This window comes from Arcobacter roscoffensis, assembly GCF_024267655.1.
Classification (GTDB): Bacteria; Campylobacterota; Campylobacteria; order Campylobacterales; family Arcobacteraceae; genus Arcobacter_B; species Arcobacter_B roscoffensis.
On record NZ_CP100595.1, the window covers coordinates 2,621,164 to 2,641,374 of the forward strand.

The 20,211-nt window shown below is 31.5% G+C and carries 16 protein-coding genes, 2 tRNA genes and 3 rRNA genes; 7 read left to right on the plus strand and 14 right to left on the minus strand.

From position 1 onward, the window contains the following. Positions 1 to 95: 95 nt before the first annotated feature. From NJU99_RS12485 to NJU99_RS12495, 3 genes are read right to left on the minus strand one after another with little or no spacing between them, the layout of a single operon-like run. Entirely contained in the window at positions 96 to 905 is an 810-nt protein-coding gene (locus NJU99_RS12485) for a histidinol-phosphatase (RefSeq protein WP_254576237.1), read from the minus strand. Then, complete coding sequence (locus NJU99_RS12490; RefSeq protein WP_254576238.1) at positions 905 to 1,351, minus strand: molybdopterin synthase catalytic subunit; 447 nt, start codon at positions 1,349 to 1,351, stop codon at positions 905 to 907. The genes NJU99_RS12485 and NJU99_RS12490 overlap by 1 nt, the downstream gene beginning before the upstream one ends. Positions 1,352 to 1,354: 3 nt before the next feature. After that, positions 1,355 to 1,576, minus strand: coding sequence for a MoaD/ThiS family protein (locus NJU99_RS12495; protein ID WP_254576239.1), 222 nt, complete (start codon positions 1,574 to 1,576; stop codon positions 1,355 to 1,357). Positions 1,577 to 1,646: 70 nt separating this feature from the next. On the opposite strand from NJU99_RS12495, the gene NJU99_RS12500 reads away from it, so the two are divergent. Then, complete coding sequence (locus NJU99_RS12500; protein WP_254576240.1) at positions 1,647 to 2,306, plus strand: MqnA/MqnD/SBP family protein; 660 nt, start codon at positions 1,647 to 1,649, stop codon at positions 2,304 to 2,306. Then, the gene (locus NJU99_RS12505; protein WP_254576241.1) at positions 2,307 to 3,077 is read left to right on the plus strand and encodes an undecaprenyl-diphosphate phosphatase; all 771 of its coding nucleotides are present in this window, start codon (positions 2,307 to 2,309) and stop codon (positions 3,075 to 3,077) included. On the opposite strand, the gene NJU99_RS12510 is transcribed toward NJU99_RS12505, so the two are convergent. Together NJU99_RS12510 and NJU99_RS12515 are read right to left on the minus strand one after the other, a co-directional pair. Then, positions 3,064 to 4,089: a UDP-N-acetylglucosamine--N-acetylmuramyl-(pentapeptide) pyrophosphoryl-undecaprenol N-acetylglucosamine transferase gene (locus tag NJU99_RS12510; protein ID WP_254576242.1), complete on the minus strand. Its 1,026-nt coding sequence runs from the start codon at positions 4,087 to 4,089 to the stop codon at positions 3,064 to 3,066. The genes NJU99_RS12505 and NJU99_RS12510 overlap by 14 nt on opposite strands. Then, the gene (locus NJU99_RS12515) at positions 4,086 to 5,336 is read right to left on the minus strand and encodes an FtsW/RodA/SpoVE family cell cycle protein (RefSeq protein WP_254576243.1); all 1,251 of its coding nucleotides are present in this window, start codon (positions 5,334 to 5,336) and stop codon (positions 4,086 to 4,088) included. Before NJU99_RS12515 ends, NJU99_RS12510 begins: the two co-directional genes overlap by 4 nt. A gap of 28 nt (positions 5,337 to 5,364) precedes the next feature. On the opposite strand from NJU99_RS12515, the gene NJU99_RS12520 reads away from it, so the two are divergent. Together NJU99_RS12520 and NJU99_RS12525 are read left to right on the plus strand one after the other, a co-directional pair. After that, on the plus strand, positions 5,365 to 7,239 hold the full coding sequence (locus NJU99_RS12520; RefSeq protein WP_254576244.1) for a peptidoglycan D,D-transpeptidase FtsI family protein: 1,875 nt from the start codon (positions 5,365 to 5,367) through the stop codon (positions 7,237 to 7,239). 10 nt (positions 7,240 to 7,249) lie between these two features. Next, positions 7,250 to 7,762 (plus strand): peptidylprolyl isomerase, encoded by a 513-nt coding sequence (locus tag NJU99_RS12525; RefSeq protein WP_254576245.1) that lies wholly within the window; start codon positions 7,250 to 7,252, stop codon positions 7,760 to 7,762. Positions 7,763 to 7,786: 24 nt separating this feature from the next. On the opposite strand, the gene NJU99_RS12530 is transcribed toward NJU99_RS12525, so the two are convergent. From NJU99_RS12530 to NJU99_RS12570, 9 genes are all read right to left on the minus strand, one after another. Beyond that, positions 7,787 to 8,038: a hypothetical protein gene (locus NJU99_RS12530; protein ID WP_254576246.1), complete on the minus strand. Its 252-nt coding sequence runs from the start codon at positions 8,036 to 8,038 to the stop codon at positions 7,787 to 7,789. Positions 8,039 to 8,348: 310 nt separating this feature from the next. Next, positions 8,349 to 8,464: ribosomal RNA gene (rrf, locus tag NJU99_RS12535) — 5S ribosomal RNA — on the minus strand. 149 nt (positions 8,465 to 8,613) lie between these two features. Further along, a 23S ribosomal RNA gene (locus tag NJU99_RS12540) occupies positions 8,614 to 11,528 on the minus strand. Between the two features lie 282 nt (positions 11,529 to 11,810). Next, positions 11,811 to 11,886: transfer RNA gene (locus NJU99_RS12545), tRNA-Ala, on the minus strand. Positions 11,887 to 11,928: 42 nt separating this feature from the next. Then, positions 11,929 to 12,005: transfer RNA gene (locus NJU99_RS12550), tRNA-Ile, on the minus strand. 119 nt (positions 12,006 to 12,124) lie between these two features. After that, positions 12,125 to 13,641: ribosomal RNA gene (locus tag NJU99_RS12555) — 16S ribosomal RNA — on the minus strand. The 16S, 23S and 5S rRNA genes sit together here with 2 tRNA genes alongside, the layout of an rRNA operon. 337 nt (positions 13,642 to 13,978) lie before the next feature. Next, positions 13,979 to 14,605: a type II secretion system protein gene (locus NJU99_RS12560; protein WP_254576247.1), complete on the minus strand. Its 627-nt coding sequence runs from the start codon at positions 14,603 to 14,605 to the stop codon at positions 13,979 to 13,981. Continuing rightward, the gene (locus NJU99_RS12565; protein ID WP_254576248.1) at positions 14,592 to 15,785 is read right to left on the minus strand and encodes an ArnT family glycosyltransferase; all 1,194 of its coding nucleotides are present in this window, start codon (positions 15,783 to 15,785) and stop codon (positions 14,592 to 14,594) included. Before NJU99_RS12565 ends, NJU99_RS12560 begins: the two co-directional genes overlap by 14 nt. Positions 15,786 to 15,788: 3 nt before the next feature. Further along, the gene (locus NJU99_RS12570; protein WP_254576249.1) at positions 15,789 to 16,358 is read right to left on the minus strand and encodes an anthranilate synthase component II; all 570 of its coding nucleotides are present in this window, start codon (positions 16,356 to 16,358) and stop codon (positions 15,789 to 15,791) included. 197 nt (positions 16,359 to 16,555) lie between these two features. Between NJU99_RS12570 and NJU99_RS12575 the strand changes: the two genes are divergently transcribed. Genes NJU99_RS12575 through NJU99_RS12585 form a run of 3 tightly spaced genes read left to right on the plus strand, consistent with a single transcriptional unit; the run spans position 16,556 to position 20,168 of the window. After that, positions 16,556 to 17,563 carry a Fe(3+) ABC transporter substrate-binding protein gene (locus tag NJU99_RS12575; protein WP_254576250.1) on the plus strand — a complete coding sequence of 336 codons (1,008 nt, stop codon included), beginning with the start codon at positions 16,556 to 16,558 and terminating at the stop codon, positions 17,561 to 17,563. Positions 17,564 to 17,569: 6 nt separating this feature from the next. Next, positions 17,570 to 19,174: an ABC transporter permease gene (locus tag NJU99_RS12580; protein WP_254576251.1), complete on the plus strand. Its 1,605-nt coding sequence runs from the start codon at positions 17,570 to 17,572 to the stop codon at positions 19,172 to 19,174. 1 nt (position 19,175) lies between these two features. Further along, positions 19,176 to 20,168, plus strand: a complete 993-nt coding sequence (locus NJU99_RS12585) for an ABC transporter ATP-binding protein (RefSeq protein WP_254576252.1) — start codon at positions 19,176 to 19,178, stop codon at positions 20,166 to 20,168. Positions 20,169 to 20,211: the final 43 nt, after the last annotated feature.

The window sequence follows — 20,211 nt, forward strand, 5'->3', positions numbered from 1 at the left end:
TAAATATTGTATCAAAAATAAAAAAAACTAAGATAAAAATACTGTATAAAAAATATACAATAGTATAAAATATTATACTTTTTTACAAATATACTTTAAAATGCTACTTCAATTTTATCTCTGTTACTGAAGTACATACACTTTGAATAACCAATTTTCTTAGCAAGACTAGTTACATCATCATATGCAAAACCAATTTGATCAACATTATGTGCATCAGATGAGAAAGTAATAGGTATATCTAACTCAAAGGCCAACTCTAGTAATTCCTTTGAAGGGTAAGGTTGTTCAATTGGTTTTCTCAGACCTGCACTATTTATTTCAATAACCATATTTGATTGTTTAATTTGCTTCATTGCATCATAAGCTATTGATTTAATATCTTTATTAGGTAAAAACTTAAATACTTTTATTAAATCTAAATGTCCTACTATGTCAAACTTTCCACATTTAGCAAGTAACCTCACTGCTTCAAAATAATCAATCCAAATATCATCAATATTTTTCTTTTTATATTTTCCAATAAACTCTGGATTATCAAAGCCCCAAGGTTCATTACCATCTGTATCTTTTTTTGATTCTAAAAAATGAATAGAACCTATTAAGTAATCAACTTTTGCATTTAGAACTTCATCAAGCATCGGGATATTTTGCATGAAATCTACTTCATATCCTAATAGAATATTTATATCTTTTTCATACTTTTTTTTAAAATGAAGAATAGTACTTTCATAGAATTCTTTATAGTCAATTGCCATTCTATATTTAGGATCAAAATCCATTGGTGCATGATCAGTAAAACCATATACATCAATTTCTAGTTCAATTGCTTTTTTTATATACTCTTCTACAGTTCCATTTGCATGATTACAAAGAATAGTATGATTATGTAAATCAACTCTCATTAGCTTAATATTCCTGCACCATTAATAGCTGTACTTCTATCTTTTGCATATACTCTTTGACCATTTAAAATATCATATTTCCAAATTGGGGCTTGTGCTTTAAAATCTTCAACAAATTCATCAATCATCTCTAAGGCAACTCTTCTTTTTGGAGAACAAACAGCTGCAATATATGAACTTTCGTGATTTAATACATCACCTTTTGAGTGTGCCATTAATACAACTGCGTTTTTTTCATTTGCTTTTTTTTGCCATGCTTCAAACCATGACTTTAAAATTGGTTCATAAATATCAAAAGACAAACCATCTATACTATTTTCATCTCTTACAACACCTACAAAGGTAATAATAGCTCCATAATTTGATTCTTTAAACTCATTAAACCATTTAGCATTAATGTCATTTACATTTAATGCCCCTTCACATAAAATAAGTTTGTCATCCATTTTTCATCCTCCACAAACAGGAGGTAATAAAGAGATCTTATCTCCATCATTTAAACTTACATCTTTACTTGACACTAATGTATCATTAATCGCAACTGCGCATGTTTCTAACCAAGTAGATACTTGCTCATCATTTTTTAATATATCACTTAATTGCGAAAGATTATTTATATCAAGTTCTAGTGAGTCTTTATTAATAGGTCCTAAAAATTCTACCTTTACCACTTTAACCCCTTTTTACATATTTTTGAGTATTATATCAAATTAAATTTAATAATAGGATGACTAAAATCAAATGATATTTGCAAAAATTGATTTCATAAATCTATTACCTTTTAATATTTATATAAAAAAAAATATTAAATCTAATCAAATTAAATCTATAATAAATTATAAAAAATCATATCCTTCTGCTATAAATAAAAAATTTAAAAAAAGAAAAGTTGACGCTGCTTTTATTTCTTCAATTGCTTCTAGAAATGAAAAAAGATTTAACCTTGGAATTGTGGCAAAAGATGAAGTACTATCAGTTTTATTAGTTCCAGGAGAGTATGAAAAAGATTATCAAAGTGATACATCAAATGCACTTGCAAAAGTTTTAGAACTTAAGGGGAAAGTAATTATTGGAGATAAAGCTTTAAAATATTATCACAATAATGAAAGTAAAGACTTTATTGATTTAGCAAAAACATGGAAAGATAAATATAATTTACCCTTTGTTTTTGCAGTTTTATGCTTTAACTCAAATAAAAAACTACTTACAAAAATTACAAAAAACTTTGACAAAAGAAAAATAAAAATACCTCAATATATTTTAAAAGAGTATGCAAAAAGAAGTGGTATCTCAACAAGTAATATTTTAGATTATTTAGATAAAATAGATTATGAATTAAATATAAAAGAAAAAAGAGCACTAAAACTCTTTTTAAAATTAACAAAACAAAAAGGTTTATAAATGGATGTATTAGATACTGTCATACTAGGTATCATTGAAGGATTAACGGAATTCTTGCCAATCTCATCAACAGGTCACTTGATTGTAGCAAGTGAATTTTTAGGCTTAGAGCAGTCAAACGTAAATAAAGCTTTTGAAGTTATTATACAATTTGCAGCAATTTTAGCCGTAATTTTAAATTACCCATCAAAGTTTACATTTTCACATATTAGTTTATGGACAAAAGTCTTTATATCATTTTTACCAATAGCAACAATTGGGTTTATATTTGCAGATCAAGTAAAAGCAATGTTTTCAATTGAAATAGTAGCTTGGATGTTTATAATAGGTGGTATTGTTTTCTTAATAGTAGAAAAATTCTACGATGAAAATGAAACACATACTCATGATGTAGAAGACGTAACTTATAAACAAGCTATGTGGATTGGTATTGCACAAATATTTGCTTTAATACCAGGTACAAGTAGAGCAGGATCATCTATTATTGGTGCTATGTTAGTAAAATTAAATAGAAAAACAAGTGCTGAATTTTCATTTCTATTAGCCTTTCCTGTTATGTGTGCTACAACAGGTTATGACTTATTAAAACATCATGAAGAACTATTTGCAGCAGGCAATATACTAAATTTAGTTGTAGGCTTTGTAGTTTCATTTATAGTTGCATACCTAGCAATAAAGCTTTTTATTAAGTTTTTAGAAAACTTCACTTTTGTTGCTTTTGGTATTTATAGAATTGTATTTGGGTTAATTCTTTTAGCTATTTTTGTATAATATCTTTAACAATATTTTCCACAGCATTAGGCTTAATTGAATATTTAAGTCTTTTGCTTATCTCTTTTATATCTATGTCATTTAGAACTTTTAAAAACTCTTTTTCATTTAAATCATCTTCATTACAAATGTAAGCCATTTTTTTAGATTCTAAATCCTTTGCATTAAAATATTGATGATTTGCAGCTGCATATTTATAAGGTACAAAGTATGCAGGAAGATTATTAGCACACATTTCCCAAAGTGTTGAAGCCCCTGCTCTACTTATTACAAAATCTGCTTCATTCATTTTTGAAATTATATCTCTAGTAAAATCAAAAACATCTACATTCAAATCATTTTTTTCATAAAACTCTTTTACTCTTTTGTAATCATTTTTACCAGTTTGATGAATTACTTTTATTCCTCTGTTAATTAATAAGGGTGTTAATTTTAAGGCGAAGTCATTTATTGCAATAGCACCTTGAGAACCACCAAAAAATGCAATAGTTTTAACTTCATCTCTAATTCTTGCTTTATGAAAAAATTCATGAGATACTGGATAATCTTTTATTGGTGAGAAATCATGAAAAGAAGAATAAACAGTACTTGCAAATTTTGAAGTTATTTCATTTAATTTACCCATTTTAGAATTTTGTTCATGAATAAAAAGTTTGCAAAAAGGTTTAAAAATTGAAGCAAAAGTAGCAGATGCAGCTGAAAAACCACCTACAGATATAACTTTTGAAATATTATATTTATAATAAATTCCTAAACAATAAAATGTCTTTTTTAAGATATTAAATAAAGATAAAAATTTTCCTATACCTTTTTTATTTACAACACCTTTTGTATCTAAAAATACTTTCTTATCTATTCTATTATCATTCTCAAACCAAAGTTTATCTTGTCCATTTGTTGAACCAATAAATATAATATTGAAACCTTTTTGATAAAGTTCTTCAATAAAAGCATCTGCTACTTTTAGGTGACCTCCAGTACCACCTCCTGTAACCACTATATATTTACTCATTTATTTTTTACCTTTCTTTTTTTAATATCTTCTTTTTCAACAACTCTACTAATTGACAAAACAAGCCCCATAGCTAAACAAATAGCAAGCATTGATGAACCTCCATAGGAAAGGAAAGGAACAGCAATACCTTTAATTGGAATCATTCCTGAAATTCCATAAGAATTAATCAAAAATGCAATTATAATCATAAGTGCAACACCTAAAGTAAATAAATGATAAATTGGATTTCTTACACGTCTACTTATTTTAAAAATTCTCCAAACAATAATAAACATTAAGGTCACCAATATAAGTAAACCTACTAATCCTATCTCTTCAGTCATTCCAGCTAATACGAAGTCTGTGTGAACCTCAGATAAAAAACCAAGTTTCAAATCACCATTAGATATACCTTGACCAAAAAATCCACCATTATGCATAGCATTTAATGAGTGAGACACTTGATATGGTTCTGGTAATTCATCAATTCGTAAATACTTCTCTGCCCAAGAAGGCATTACAGATAAAATACCATCTTGTACCATTGCCCACCAAGAATAAATCCTTTGGATTCGATGGGGTGCAGCTAATATAAGTCCAATAAGTCCCATCAATGCAACTCCACCTAAAACTACAAAAATTTTAAAAGATCTATTAGCAAAGATAAGAAGAACAACTAATATAACTCCAAGTAAAACAACTTGTCCTAAGTCTTTTTGTAGAAAAGCAACTATAAACACAACAATGAAAAATGTTAAAAAATAAGGAGCTAAAAGTAAAGCTTCATCTTTTAATCCTATCTTTCTTGGTTGATCTATTACTTTTCTATGAAAAGACCATGACAAAAAGTATATAAAACCAATTTTAAAAAACTCTACAGGAGATAGAGAAAATCCAGGTAATCTTATCCATCTATTAGCTCCACCAGATGCTGTTACCATGGAAGCTGGCAAAATTGGCATTATAGCCATTAAAATAAAAAAACTTATGAATAGTGTCATACCAACTTTATTGATTAATTTATCAGGGTCTATTAATGAGCATCCCCACATTAATAAAATTCCAATAACTCCTACAAATGCTTGCCTAATAAAAAAATGAAATTGATTATATCCATAATACTCAACTGTATAAATAGTCAAAGAATATGAAAATACAATACTTGTAACAATCAATAAAGACACTAAAATGAAAAGTGGATAATCTGCATTAACATTATTAATTTTTTTTTGTCGTGATTTAATATTTATTTTGTTAGAATACATACTCTATTATATAACATTATGGATAAATATGTCTTCAAACAATACCGAAAAAATTAATAAAACAAAAAAAATTGCAATTTTATTTATGCTAATCTTTTTCTTTTTATTAATACTTCTAATATCAGTATCAAAAACGATTTCTGACTATAGAAGATTACCAACTTTACAAAGTGAAAAAAAAGAATTATCTGTAAGAGGAGATATAATAAGTGCTGACAATTTTAAAATTGCTTCATCAAAAAAATTATATAAAGCATCAGTTGATACTAGGCACTTAGCAAAAGATAAAAAAGAACTTTTTTTACAATTATTCTCAATTTATAGTGGAATACCATATACAAAATTAAAATTAAAATTAGAAAATGACAAAACACCTGGTTATTTAGTTTTATCATATAATATTGATTCAAGAACAGCTAAAAACTTAAAGGAATTAGCTTTTAAGTTAAGAAAACTTGATGTATTTGTTTCAAGAAAAGTAAGAGGTGGAAAAGTTTTAAGAGGACTTAGTATTGTAGAAAGTGGAGAAAAAAGACTTTTTTCATATGAGGATACCTTAACACCAGTAATTGGTTACGTAAGAAAATATGAGAGTGAAAAAGGTAAAACAAGAGTTAAAGGAATAAAAGGCCTTGAAAGAAGTTATAACAAAGTATTAAATGAATCAAAAGATGGAATATTAAAAGGTAATAGAGATGTACTTTCATATATATCCTTTGATAATAATTCAGTTATTAGAAAAAGAATAGATGGAGCAACATTAAAATTAAATATTCCCTTAAAACTTCAAAAAAATATTGAATTAACCCTTGATTTACATAAGGAAAAGTTAAGTGCTGATGAAATAATTGTATCTGTAGTTGAAAGTAAAACAGGAAAAGTTTTAACTCTTGCTTCATCAAATAGATTTAATCCAGAAAATATCAAACAAAGTGATATTCCCTCATTAAATGTAAATGCCATTGAATACCAATTTGAACCAGGTTCAATTTTAAAACCCATATCAATAGCACTTGTAATGGATAAAGGAAGAATAAAAAAAGATGAACTTCTTTTTGCACATAATACAAAAGGTAAGCCAAATAAAAAAGGTGAATATCCAAAAGGAAGATATAAACTTGGCAAATACACTATTAAAGATGATCACAGGTTTAAAAAACACTATTTAAGCCTTGATGATATTATGATATTTTCATCAAATATCGGTACTTTAAAGTATGCACAAAGATTAACAGGACCTGAGTTTTACAATGGACTTAAAAAATTTGGTATTACAAAGGAAACAGGTATCGATTTACCGTATGAGAGAGAAGGTGTTATGCCAAAAGTTTGGCAATTTGCAGCAGGAGATGACAAAGGAGAAGATAATGTATTTAAAGCAACAGTATCTTATGGTCAAGGAATGACTTCAACATTTATGCAAATGATAAAAGCATATACTGTTTTTCAGAATGATGGATTTATGATTACTCCTAGAATCGTAGATTATTTGAGTCATGATGGGAATAAATATAAACCTTACAATAAAGAACCAGAAAAAGTAATATCTAAAAAAACTGCAAATGAAATTAAAAGACTATTAATAAAAACAGTTGAAGAAGGAACAGGTAGGTCTGCACAAATTGATGGTTTAACAGTTGCGGGGAAAACGGGAACTGCCCAAATAGCAAGAAGAGGTAAATATCTTAAAAAATATATATCATCATTTTTTGGTTTTGTGGAAGATGGAAATAATGCATATACAATTGGCGTTACTGTAATTAATCCTAATTCTACAGGAAGATACTGGTACTATTACTACGCTTCACAATCAGCTGTACCTGTATTTAAAGAGGTAACTAAAAATTTAATTAAATTAAACTATCTTACACCAAAAAACGATATAATTTCAGATAAAAAATAAAAGGATAAAAATGTTTGGTTTTGGATCAAAAGAACTTAAAAAATATGAATATACACAAGAAGAATTAGCAAAATTTAACTATGCAAAAGTAAGTACTGAAAATGGTACTATTTGGTTAAAATTATTTAATGAAGAGACACCAAATACAGTTGCAAATTTTGCTACATTAGCAAATGATGGTTTTTATAATAATTTAAATTTTCACAGAGTAATTGATAACTTTATGGCACAAGGTGGATGCCCAGAAGGTACTGGTACTGGTGGTCCAGACTGGGCAATAGAGTGTGAAACATCAGCAGAAAAACAAGTACATAACAAAGGAAGCTTATCAATGGCCCATGCAGGACCAAATACAGGTGGAAGTCAATTCTTTATTTGTTTTGTTCCTTGTCCTCATTTAGATGGAAGACATACAGTATTTGGAGGAATTGAAGAAAATGATGCAAATAGTTTTGCAACTCTTGACTCAATCCATCAAGGTGATAAAATTGTTTCTATTGAAATTCTAGAAATAAGAGATTAATACTTATCATAAAAGAAACTAGAGCTAAGCTCTAGTTTCATCACTATCATCCTCATAATCTTCTTCAAAACCTTCATTACTCTCTTCTGCATATATTGCAATAAGTTCATCAAAACAAAGTAATAGTTCAGCATTATTTGGAAAATTAAACCAATATACATCTTGTTTACCTGTACTAATATATTTAATATATTCTGTTCTTAATGCATCATAATTATCATCTGTAGCAACAAACTCTAATTCTCGTTCTTCTAAAACTAAATAAATCAATTTCATTTCAACCCCTTTATTAAATTAGAACATTATAAAAATAAATGATGACTTTTTAGTTACAAAAATTATAAACTATAGAATTACCGTAATATAAACATGCTCTAGGAGCGAAGAGATATAGAAGAGAAGAGTTCTTAGAGCGATGGTACAGTTGCATGTAAAGTAAATAAGAAAGTAATAGGAAGAAGAATAAAAGAATATGTAAAATAAAAATAGAAGAATGGGGGCTAAAAAATTCAGCTAAAAAAAAGCTTCTATCTAAAGGAACTTTAGAGAAGTTCAAATAGATAAAAGCTTAATAAATATACTCAAGAGCTGGCAGCGGCCTACGTTTCCACAAGTGAAACCTGCAGTATTATCAGCGATGAAGTGCTTGACTTCCAGGTTCGGAATGGGGCTGGGTATTTCCACTTCTCTGTAACCACCAGCAATATGAGTATAAAAAGTTCTAAATAAACTCTTTATACTCACATTAGGTAATGAGTGTAAAGATAATGTTAAAGTCTTAATGAATGAAACAATTCACACATTTATCAAGTATGCATATACTTAATAAGATAGTAAACCAAGAAATATATTAAAAAAAGCCAAACGATCTATTAGTACTAGTCAGCTAAACGTCTTACAACGCTTACACACCTAGCCTATCAACCAGCTAGTCTTGCTGGGATCTTCAGGGAAAGTTCATCTTGAAGTTGGCTTCGAGCTTAGATGCTTTCAGCTCTTATCACATCCGTACATAGCTACCCAACGATGCCCTTGGCAGAACAATTGGTACACTAGTGGTACGTTCATCCCGGTCCTCTCGTACTAGGGACAAATCTCCTCAACTTTCCTACGCCCACGGAAGATAGGGACCGAACTGTCTCACGACGTTCTGAACCCAGCTCGCGTACCGCTTTAAATGGCGAACAGCCATACCCTTGGGACCTGCTCCAGCCCCAGGATGCGATGAGCCGACATCGAGGTGCCAAACCTCCCCGTCGATGTGAGCTCTTGGGGGAGATCAGCCTGTTATCCCCGGCGTACCTTTTATCCTTTGAGCGATGGCCCTTCCACACAGAACCACCGGATCACTATGACCGACTTTCGTCTCTGTTCGACTTGTATGTCTCACAGTCAAGCTAGTTTATGCCATTATACTCAACTGGCGATTTCCATCCGCCATGAACTAACCTTTGTAAGCCTCCGTTACTTTTTAGGAGGCGACCGCCCCAGTCAAACTACCCACCAGACATTGTCCTAGTAGAGGATAACTCTACGTAGTTAGTAACTCAAATATTCAAGGGTGGTATCTCAAGGATGGCTCATCATATACTGGCGTCTATGAATCAAAGCCTCCCACCTATCCTGCACAAGAATATCCAAGCTACAGTGTCAAGCTGTAGTAAAGGTGCACGGGGTCTTTCCGTCTTTCCGCGGGTAGGAGGAATTTTCACCTCCACTACAATTTCACTGGATCCCTGGTTGAGACAGCTCCCATCTCGTTACGCCATTCATGCAGGTCGGTATTTAACCGACAAGGAATTTCGCTACCTTAGGACCGTTATAGTTACGGCCGCCGTTTACTCGGGCTTCGATCAAATGCTTCGATAAATCTAACATCATCAATTAACCTTCGAGCACCGGGCAGGCGTCACACCTTATACATCCACTTACGTGTTAGCAAAGTGCTGTGTTTTTGGTAAACAGTCGGGAGGGACTCTTTGTTGCAACCTCTTTAGCTTTCGAGAGTAAATCTCTATACCAAAGTAGGCACACCTTATACCGAAGATACGGTGCTAGTTTGCAGAGTTCCTTAACCAGGGTTCTTCCACGCGCCTTAGAATACTCATCCCACCCACCTGTGTCGGTTTACGGTACGGGCAACAAATAATATACTTAGTGGCTTTTCTTGGCACGACAGTATCATCGATTCTCTATCTCCTCCGAAGAGTGTCAAGAGCCTGTAAGATCTCGGCCTAATGTAACCCGGATTTGCCTAAGTTACAGCCTACGTCCTTCGACCCACTATTCCATCAGTGAGCTCGATTAACTCTATGCGTCCCCACATCGCGCTTATTTGTTGGTATTGAAATATTAATCAATTTGCCATCGTCTACCCCTCTCGGACTCGACTTAGGTCCCGACTAACCCTACGATGACGAGCATCGCGTAGGAAACCTTGGGTTTTCGGCGAAGAGGATTCTCACCTCTTTTATCGCTACTCATGCCTGCATGCTCACTTCTATCCGCTCCAGCGCTCCTTGCCGGTACACCTTCAACGCTGAATAGAACGCTCTCCTACCACTCAGATAAATCTGAGTCTAAAGCTTCGGTGCATATCTTAGCCCCGTTATATTTTCCGCGCAGAATCACTAGACCAGTGAGCTGTTACGCTTTCTTTAAAGGATGGCTGCTTCTAAGCCAACCTCCTGGTTGTCACAGTAACTCCACATCGTTTTCCACTTAGATATGACTTTGGGACCTTAGCTGTTAGTCTGGGTTGTTCCCCTCTCGACATAGGATTTTATCACCCTACGCCTGACTCCTGTGATTACACATATAGTATTCATAGTTTGATAGGGTTTGGTACCGCGGTAAGCAGCCCTAGCCCATTCAGTGCTCTACCCCTATATGCTACTACACAAGGCTATACCTAAATATATTTCGGAGAGAACCAGCTATCACGAAGTTTGATTGGCCTTTCACCCCTATCCACAAGTCATCCGAGGACTTTTCAACGCCCACCGGTTCGGTCCTCCACTGGCTCTTACACCAGCTTCAACCTGCTCATGGATAGATCACTTCGTTTCGGGTCTGCAGCATCTGACTAATTCGCCCTATTAAGACTCGCTTTCGCTACGGCTTCGTACTTGACTTAACCTTGCCAGACACCACAACTCGCAGGCTCATTATGCAAAAGGCAGTCCGTCACCCTGATAAATCATAGGGCTCCGAATGATTGTAAGCTAATGGTTTCAGGTTCTATTTCACTCTCCTCACTGGAGTACTTTTCACCTTTCCCTCACGGTACTTGTTCACTATCGATCTGTAAGTAGTATTTAGGATTAGAGGGTGGTCCCCCTAGATTCAGTCAAAATATCACGTGTTCCGACCTACTCAGGATACCAATAAAGTCATTGAAGATTTTAAGTACAGGAGTATCACCTTCTATGCTATAGCTTTCCAACTATTTCCTCTATCTTCTTTGATCTTATATCTTGGTCCTACAACCCCCTATGCAAGCATAGGGTTTGTCCTAATCCGCGTTCGCTCGCCGCTACTAACGGAATCTCATTTGATTTCTCTTCCTCCGGTTACTGAGATGTTTCACTTCACCGGGTTCGCCCACTTTGCAGTGTAATATATATCTCTATATACTGGGTTGTCCCATTCGGAAATCTACGGATCAAAACTTCTTGACAGTTCCCCGTAGCTTATCGCAGTCTAGTACGTCCTTCATCGCCTCTTACAGTCTAGGCATCCACCATTAGCCCTTAATAGCTTATTTTTTATGTTGATAAAGTAATTTACATTACTTCACCGTTTGAATAATTATTCCTTGGCTACTATCTTATTAAATATATTACTATATTCAATAAAAAAGTTGTGTTTTAAAAATTGTTTCTTATTTTAGTTCATATTTAAACTTTCATTTAAATATTCGCTAGAAAAATTTTAAGACTTTAACATTATGTTTTTAAATATCATATCCTTTATTTCTAAAGAACATTTTGGTTATTAAAACCAAATATAAATTCAATTCTTATTGAACTTATATTTAGTTTTCAAATGGTGGAGAATAGCGGGATCGAACCGCTGACCTCCTGCGTGCAAGGCAGGCGCTCTCCCAGCTGAGCTAATTCCCCATCTGTTTTAATCTTTAAAAGTTAATTTCAAATAGATATAAATGGTGGGCCTACCAGGACTTGAACCTGGGACCTCACGATTATCAGTCGAGCGCTCTAGCCAGCTGAGCTATAGGCCCATTATTACCTATCTTTTAAAGTAATCTTTATAAACCGAATATAGAAAAGGTCGATATTCCCTTTTTTTACTAACTTTGTTAGTTTCTGAGATAAGAATCGAATCTTATCTCTTTCTCTGAAAGGAGGTGATCCAACCGCAGGTTCTCCTACGGTTACCTTGTTACGACTTCACCCCAGTTACTGAATCCACTGTGGAGGGTAGCTACTTTAGCATTCCCGCTTCGAATGAGTTCAATTCCCATGGTGTGACGGGCGGTGAGTACAAGACCCGGGAACGTATTCACCGTAGCATTGCTGATCTACGATTACTAGCGATTCCAACTTCAAGTAGTCGAGTTGCAGACTACTATCCGAACTGGGAGATATTTTTGAGATTTGCTCCACGTCACCGTATCGCTGCTCTTTGTATACCCCATTGTAGCACGTGTGTAGCCCTGGACGTAAGGGCCATGATGACTTGACGTCGTCCTCACCTTCCTCCTGGTTACCCAGGCAGTCTCGTTAGAGTTCTCAGCCGAACTGTTAGCAACTAACGACGAGGGTTGCGCTCGTTGCGGGACTTAACCCAACATCTCACGACACGAGCTGACGACAGCCGTGCAGCACCTGTATATAAGCTTCTGCAAGCAGACACCTCATAATCTCTTATAAGTTCTTACTATGTCAAGTCCAGGTAAGGTTCTTCGCGTATCGTCGAATTAAACCACATGCTCCACCGCTTGTGCGGGTCCCCGTCTATTCCTTTGAGTTTTAATCTTGCGACCGTACTCCCCAGGCGGTACACTTAATGTGTTTACTGCATTACTGCAAGGTCTAGCCTCACAACAACTAGTGTACATCGTTTAGGGCGTGGACTACCAGGGTATCTAATCCTGTTTGCTCCCCACGCTTTCGCGTCTCAGCGTCAATAATGTTCCAGTAGATCGCCTTCGCAATCGGTATTCCTTCTGATCTCTACGGATTTTACCCCTACACCAGAAATTCCATCTACCTCTCCCATATTCTAGGTTAACAGTTTTCAAAGCAGTTCTATGGTTGAGCCATAGGATTTCACTTCAAACTTATTAACCCGCCTACACGCTCTTTACGCCCAGTGATTCCGAGTAACGCTTGCGCCCTCCGTATTACCGCGGCTGCTGGCACGGAGTTAGCCGGCGCTTATTCATATAGTACCGTCATTATCTTCCTATATAAAAGGAGTTTACGCACCGAAATGTGTCATCCTCCACGCGGCGTTGCTGCATCAGGGTTTCCCCCATTGTGCAATATTCCCCACTGCTGCCTCCCGTAGGAGTCTGGACCGTGTCTCAGTTCCAGTGTGACTGATCATCCTCTCAAACCAGTTAGGCGTCATTGTCTTGGTGAGCCATTACCTCACCAACTAACTGATACCGTACAGGCCGATCCTAGAGCTATAAATATTTCCCTTGCAGACTTTTGTCTTAAAGGCATATAGAGTCTTAGCATTCGTTTCCAAATGTTATCCTCTTCTCTAGGGCACATTACCTATATATTACTCACCCGTGCGCCACTTAGCTGACAGTTATAGCAAGCTATAACCCGTTCTCGTTCGACTTGCATGTGTTAAGCACGCCGCCAGCGTTCACTCTGAGCCAGGATCAAACTCTCCATAAATGAAGTATTTGAAACTGACAATTTTTGTATTAAATTACAAAATTATCACTCAAAATGCTTTTTACTTTCGTAAAAAACTTAAATAGACAAGAATTGTATTTCTTGTTTTTTATATCGTTTATTCTATATTCGGTTTATAAAAATTACTTCTTATTAACCTTCTGTTTTTAAAGATCATAATCTCTTTTAGAACTTCTTGTCGTTCCTCTGAAATTGGATGGGAATTATAGACAAATATCTCTCGCTTGTCAAGCGATTTTTCTTATTAATAGCTTAAATTTTGGAATTTGTTGACTCCTCGCCTATTTTTATTACTTTTTGCTAACATTCACTACTTTTATATTGTATTTAATATCTTTACATATGAAGTTTCTTTTTTAATTTCTATTTCTTTTGTTTCATTTTTAATATTTGTTAGTATAATCTTACAGTCTTCATCTAATTTGTATGAGTTTTCATCATTAGAGAGTTTTGTATAAATATATCCATTGTAATCAAATGATAGTTGACCTAGTGAGCTTGTATCATTGCAAGTAAGATTTACAGATTTTATATCAAAGTTTTTTGTAAGAAGTGTATATTTACTCGTATCATCACTTTCAACACATGAGTTAGAGTTATAAATATATTTTTTTGACAAGGGATCTTTTAAACTTTCAGTTTTATTTGGATGGCCTTGCATATTTTTATCAGAATAAATAGCATAATATATTCCACCAATATTTTTATTACATCTAAAAAATTTTAAAGTCCATCTTTTTTTATACCATTTATCTTCATTGTTAATTTTTTTAGAATTGATTAAAGCTTTGTATCTCAAATACTTAAGTTGAAGCTCTAACTTTTTAGATATTTCATCTAATTTGTTTTCACTAATTTTGTTTAATTTAAAAGAAGAATAAAGAATTGATATTAAAACAATAACTAATATTAGCTCTAAAAGTGTAAAACTATTTTTTTTCATAAAGATACAATTGTATTAATTCTTTATTATAATAAGAAATAGAAATTACATTTTTATAATTATCATACTTTCTTTTTAATAAATAGTAATCATTTGATTTTTCTATACCATAATACTTTAATCTTAATTGCAGTCTCTCATCATATACATTTACTTTTTTAATTCTATATTTTTTAAGTTCAGCTGCAATCTCTTTTGCAAAGTGGTATTTATATGCAAAATGTTTCTTTTCATTTGGTAAAAATAAATATAATGGTTTATTCACTACTGTTAAAACGCAATTAATCACTAACATAGATAAAACAATAATTGCTCCAATATAATGTTTTTTTCTAAATATTGAGAGTCTTATTCTATAAGAGTGATAAAACATTTTTAACATAAAGGGAATAGATATTACTACGTAAGGTGCAAAATCTTCAATATATACTCTTTGCCTAAAAGAAAACAATAATGATACTAATAATGCTGTTGTAGTTATATACCAAACAAAATTTCTTTTATTTTTTATCCCTGCTCTATATATTGTATAAATAAAATAAATAAATACTAAAGGTGAAAAAATAGTTGCATAAATAGCAAAAGTATCTAAAAAGTAGCCCTTTGGTTTACCATCCGTTTCAAAACCATAAATATACATAGATAATGAAAATAAAAAAAGTGATATATAAATAGTTTTTTTGTCTTTTTCTTTTAAAGAATAAAAAAACAATGCTAAAAAAAAGATAGCAAAAGAATTGTCAATAAATACAAGTAAAAATAATAGCCAATGAGGGTGAGCTTTATTTCTTTCATATAGATAGATATATAACAAGGTAAAGAAAAGAACAATAATTGCACTATTTACGAGTAAAGAGGCACTTAAAACCCCAGGAAGAATCATAAAAATAAGTATTGATAAGAATTGATCTTTTTTGTATTTAAAATAATTATTCGTTAATTCATACATTAAGAGAATACTTAATGTATAAAAAATGATAAAAGGTAATCTAAGTGCAATGTCATTTTGTCCAAATATATAAATTGAACTATTGGTAATATAAGATAAAACTGAGCTATTTTCAAAAACATTTAGCGCTTCTTTATATGAAATACTTAATGTATTTGAAACATAAACTAATATAACTACTAAAAAAGATAGAATTAAGTAGAATAAATAGTCATATTTTATATTTGTCATACTTTACAACTTTAAAAAGTTATCCAATATTTCATATCCATATTCACTCATTATTGATTCAGGATGAAACTGTACTCCATAAATTTGTTTATCTTTAATTTCTAAGGACATAATCTCATCATCATCTAAACTAACTGATGTTGGTATAATTATACTTGGCATTGAATCTTTTTTAACTGTTAAAGAATGGTATCTTGTTTGAGTAAATTCTTTTGGAATATCTTTAAAAATTTTTGAGTTATTGATAACTTTTATTCTTGATGTTTTTCCATGCATCATATTTTTAGCTTTTATTACTTCTGCACCAAAAACTTGTGCGATACTTTGATGTCCAAGACAAATACCAAAAATAGGTGTCTTTTCTGCAAAATGTTTAATCACATCTAAACATACCCCTGCTTCGTTTGGAGTAGCAGGACCAGGAGATAGAATTATTTTTTCAGGATTTAATTTTTCAATTTCATCTACTGTAAATTCGTCATTTCTAATTACTTTTAAATCAGCACCTAACTCTAAACAATATTGAACTATATTATAAGTAAAAGAGTCATAGTTATCTATCATTAATACCATATATTATTTACCTCTGTTTATATCACAAATGATATATTTAAATTATTGAAGTAATTATATCAATAAAATTGTTTTTTTTTATTAAAGCATCTTATTCTTAATTTGATAATCATTCTTACTATTAAGTTAAATGAAAGTTTTACTTCATTATAATTTCGATAACAATTATCAGTATAGTAAAAATAAAAAGGAAAATTATGTTAAAAAAATTAGCATTAACTGCTGTAGTATTAGGAAGTTCACTACTTGCAAGTTCAGAAGTAAACGTATACTCACACAGACATTATGATACAGACAAACAATTATTTAAAATGTTTGAAGATAAAACTGGAATTAAAGTAAATGTAGTAAAAGCAAAAGCTTCAGCTTTAATCAAAAGAATGGAAAGTGAAGGTGCTAAATCACCTGCTGATGTATTAATTACTGTTGATGCTGGAAGACTATATCAAGCAAAACAAAAAGATTTATTACAATCAATTAAGTCAAATTATTTAACAACAAACATCCCTGAAAAATTAAGAGATACAGACAATAAATGGTTTGCATTAACAAAAAGATCAAGAGTTGCAGTATATAGAATTGGTTCAGATGTAGAAAATCAATTAAAAACTTATGAAGACTTAGCAGATCCTAAATTTAAGGGTCAAATTATGGTTAGATCTTCAAATAATATCTACAACCAGTCTTTAATGGCGGCAATGATTGCACATCATGGAGAAGAAAAAGCTTTAGATTGGGCAAAAGGTGTAGTTGCAAATATGGCAAAAGCTCCAAAAGGTAATGATAGATACCAAGTTAAAGCTGTAGCAAATGGTATTGGTTCAATTGCAATTGCAAATACTTATTACATTGGTAAAATGGTAGATAATAAAGATGCTTCTCAAAGAGAATCAGTAAAGAAAGTTAAAATTTTCTTCCCAGAATTTAAAAATGGTGGAACGCATATAAATGTATCTGGTGCAGGAGTGGCTAAATATTCTCCAAATAAAGAAAATGCAATTAAATTTATTGAATTTATGGCATCAAAAGAAGCTCAAGAATTATTTGCAAAAGGAAACTACGAGTACCCTGTATTAGCAGGTGTAAAAAGTTCTGATTTAGTTTCATCTTGGGGTCAGTTTAAAGATGATACAATCTCGATTAACACTTTAGGTGAAAATAACGCAGCTGCTATCAAAGTATTTGATAAAGCAGGATGGAAGTAACAATAATTGATAAATAGTTTTTCAAAATTAAAAATAAGTAGTGTTTTTTTAACACTACTTATTAGTGCACCAGCAATCATAATATTCTTATATCTTTTTTCAGGCTCAAGTGACAATTGGCAGCATTTAAAAGATACTCTATTATTTGAATATATTTTTAATACTTTATATATTATGTTTGGTGTTGCAATTCTTACTGGATTGATAGGCTTTACAACAGCTTACCTAACTTCATTATATACATTTACATTTTCAAGATTTTTTCATTATGCACTGATACTACCCTTTGCAATTCCTACTTATATAATGGCATTTATATACGGAGGTATGTTTGATATAACTGGAAGTGTGACTACTTTTATACTGGATCTTTTCGATACATCATTAAATGAAGTTTATTTCTTTGATATCATGTCAATTGAAGGGGCTATTATAATTATGTCTTTAGTTTTATACCCTTATGTATACTTGATTTGTAAAACATATTTATCTTTCGAATCTGCTTCTATTATTGATGCTGCAAAAACATTTAACTTATCTTCATGGCAAATTTTAAAAAAAGTAATACTACCTGTATCTAGACCTGCAATTGTTGCAGGAGTTACACTAGCTGTGATGGAAGCTATTGCTGATTTTGGAGTTATGGACTACTTTGGTGTAAGTACATTTGTAACAGGAATATTTAGAGCTTGGTTTGGAATGGGTTCTGTTGAAGATGCTGCAAAACTTGCTAGTATTCTAATGACTTTTGTATTTATTATAATTGTACTTGAAAGACTTCAAAGAAGAAATAAAGTATATAAAAGTTCTGGAAAAGACTTTAAACCTATTGATAAAATAAAACTAAGTGGTGGAAAAAATGTAGCTGCTGTTATTGTTTGTTTTATTCCATTTTTCTTAGGGTTTTTATTACCTTTTATTCAATTATGTTATTGGTTTTTATTATCATATGAAGAGATTATTGATGAAGACTTTATGACTTTATTATATCAAACTTTGACATTAGCAATATCATCGGCATTTATTATTACAGGATTAGCATTACTTTTTGTTTATAACGTAAGATTAAATGGTGATAAAACTTCATCTTCATTAAATCAAATAGTAAAAATGGGATATTCAATTCCTGGTGCTGTTGTTGGTGTTGGTATTTTATCATTTTTTGCAGTTCTTGATAAATATGTTTTTGATATTTTTTCTGAAACTTTCATTATTTCTGGAACTATAATAGCTGTGATATTTGGTTACTGCGTGAGGTTTTTAGCCATATCAATTAATAACTTTGAATCAGCTTTTTCAAGAATACCAACGTCTTATGACGATGCCGCTAAAATTTTAAATATAGGTGATAAGAAAACCTTTTTTAAGATTTATGTACCCTTACTAAAAAATGCTTCTTTTTCTGCATTTATAGTAATATTTATTGAGGTTATAAAAGAACTTCCTCTTACTATGATTTTAAGACCTTTTAACTATGATACATTAGCAGTTAGAGCCTTAGAATTAACACAACAAGCACAAATAGTAGAATCATCAGTACCTTCTATGTTTATTATAATTATAGGTATAATTTCAGTTATTCTACTAGCAAGAAATATGAATAAGGTATAAAATGGTTAGTGTAAATAATTTTTCAATCTCCTTTGGTGATACAAAAATAGTTGAGAATATAAATTTTGAAGTACAAAAAGGAGAGATTGTAACTCTTCTTGGAAAAAGTGGTTGTGGTAAGACTACAATATTAAGAGCAATTGCTGGTTTACAAAAAGAACATGATGGTGAAATTTGTATAGGTAATACTTGTGTCTCTTCAAAAGATGTCTATGAAAAAAATAGAGAAGTAGGATATATTTTTCAGGATTATGCACTATTTCCACACTTAAATGTCGAAGAAAATATTGCATTTGCTTTAGATAAGCTATCTAAAAAAGATAGAGAAGCAAAAGTTCAAAAGCTTTTAAATCAATTTGACATAGTTGATCATAGGAAAAAACAGATTCATCAATTATCTGGTGGACAACAACAAAGAGTAGCAATTGCAAGAGCAATGGCAAATAATCCTAAAATACTTTTGCTTGATGAACCTTTTGCAAATCTTGATTCCCAACTTAGATATAAAACAAAAATGTGGGTTAAAAACCTAATAAAGAAATATGAATTAAGTGCTATTCTTGTTACCCATGACAAAAAAGAAGCTTTAAGTATTTCTGATAAAATTGGTATTATTAATAATAAAAAAATGATTCAATTTGATACAGCAAAAAATATGTATAATAATCCTAAAAACTTCTATATTGCAAATTTCTTATCTGAAATAAATATTATTCCAGATACTTTATTAAAAGACTTAGATGTTAAAACAAATGAAAACCAAATTGCAATTGCTTATACTAAAGACTGTAAACTAAGCACGGAGAATAACAGTATTGAAATAGAGATTATTGATTATTCTTACTATGGTGAAAACTATGAAGTTATATATAAATTAAAAAACTTTGAACATGAACAAAACTTGCATTCTCAAGTAGAAAACATAGAGAGTATAATTGATAAAACTTTATTTCTTAATATATCAAAAGATGATATAAAAATAATAGAAAAATAGTATTAATCAAAACACTAGGATAATTTAATATATTTTATGTATA

Excerpts from the sequence above, each read along its gene's own strand:
- NJU99_RS12510 (WP_254576242.1), bottom strand. The coding sequence starts at position 4,089 with ATGAGTAAATATATAGTGGTTACAGGAGGTGGTACTGGAGGTCACCTA.
- NJU99_RS12585 (WP_254576252.1), top strand. The coding sequence starts at position 19,176 with ATGGTTAGTGTAAATAATTTTTCAATCTCCTTTGGTGATACAAAAATA.
- NJU99_RS12525 (WP_254576245.1), top strand. The coding sequence starts at position 7,250 with ATGTTTGGTTTTGGATCAAAAGAACTTAAAAAATATGAATATACACAA.
- NJU99_RS12575 (WP_254576250.1), top strand. The coding sequence starts at position 16,556 with ATGTTAAAAAAATTAGCATTAACTGCTGTAGTATTAGGAAGTTCACTA.
- NJU99_RS12485 (WP_254576237.1), bottom strand. The coding sequence starts at position 905 with ATGAGAGTTGATTTACATAATCATACTATTCTTTGTAATCATGCAAAT.
- NJU99_RS12565 (WP_254576248.1), bottom strand. The coding sequence starts at position 15,785 with ATGACAAATATAAAATATGACTATTTATTCTACTTAATTCTATCTTTT.
- NJU99_RS12490 (WP_254576238.1), bottom strand. The coding sequence starts at position 1,351 with ATGGATGACAAACTTATTTTATGTGAAGGGGCATTAAATGTAAATGAC.
- NJU99_RS12560 (WP_254576247.1), bottom strand. The coding sequence starts at position 14,605 with ATGAAAAAAAATAGTTTTACACTTTTAGAGCTAATATTAGTTATTGTT.
- NJU99_RS12505 (WP_254576241.1), top strand. The coding sequence starts at position 2,307 with ATGGATGTATTAGATACTGTCATACTAGGTATCATTGAAGGATTAACG.
- NJU99_RS12570 (WP_254576249.1), bottom strand. The coding sequence starts at position 16,358 with ATGGTATTAATGATAGATAACTATGACTCTTTTACTTATAATATAGTT.
- NJU99_RS12530 (WP_254576246.1), bottom strand. The coding sequence starts at position 8,038 with ATGAAATTGATTTATTTAGTTTTAGAAGAACGAGAATTAGAGTTTGTT.
- NJU99_RS12500 (WP_254576240.1), top strand. The coding sequence starts at position 1,647 with ATGATATTTGCAAAAATTGATTTCATAAATCTATTACCTTTTAATATT.
- NJU99_RS12520 (WP_254576244.1), top strand. The coding sequence starts at position 5,365 with ATGTCTTCAAACAATACCGAAAAAATTAATAAAACAAAAAAAATTGCA.
- NJU99_RS12515 (WP_254576243.1), bottom strand. The coding sequence starts at position 5,336 with ATGTATTCTAACAAAATAAATATTAAATCACGACAAAAAAAAATTAAT.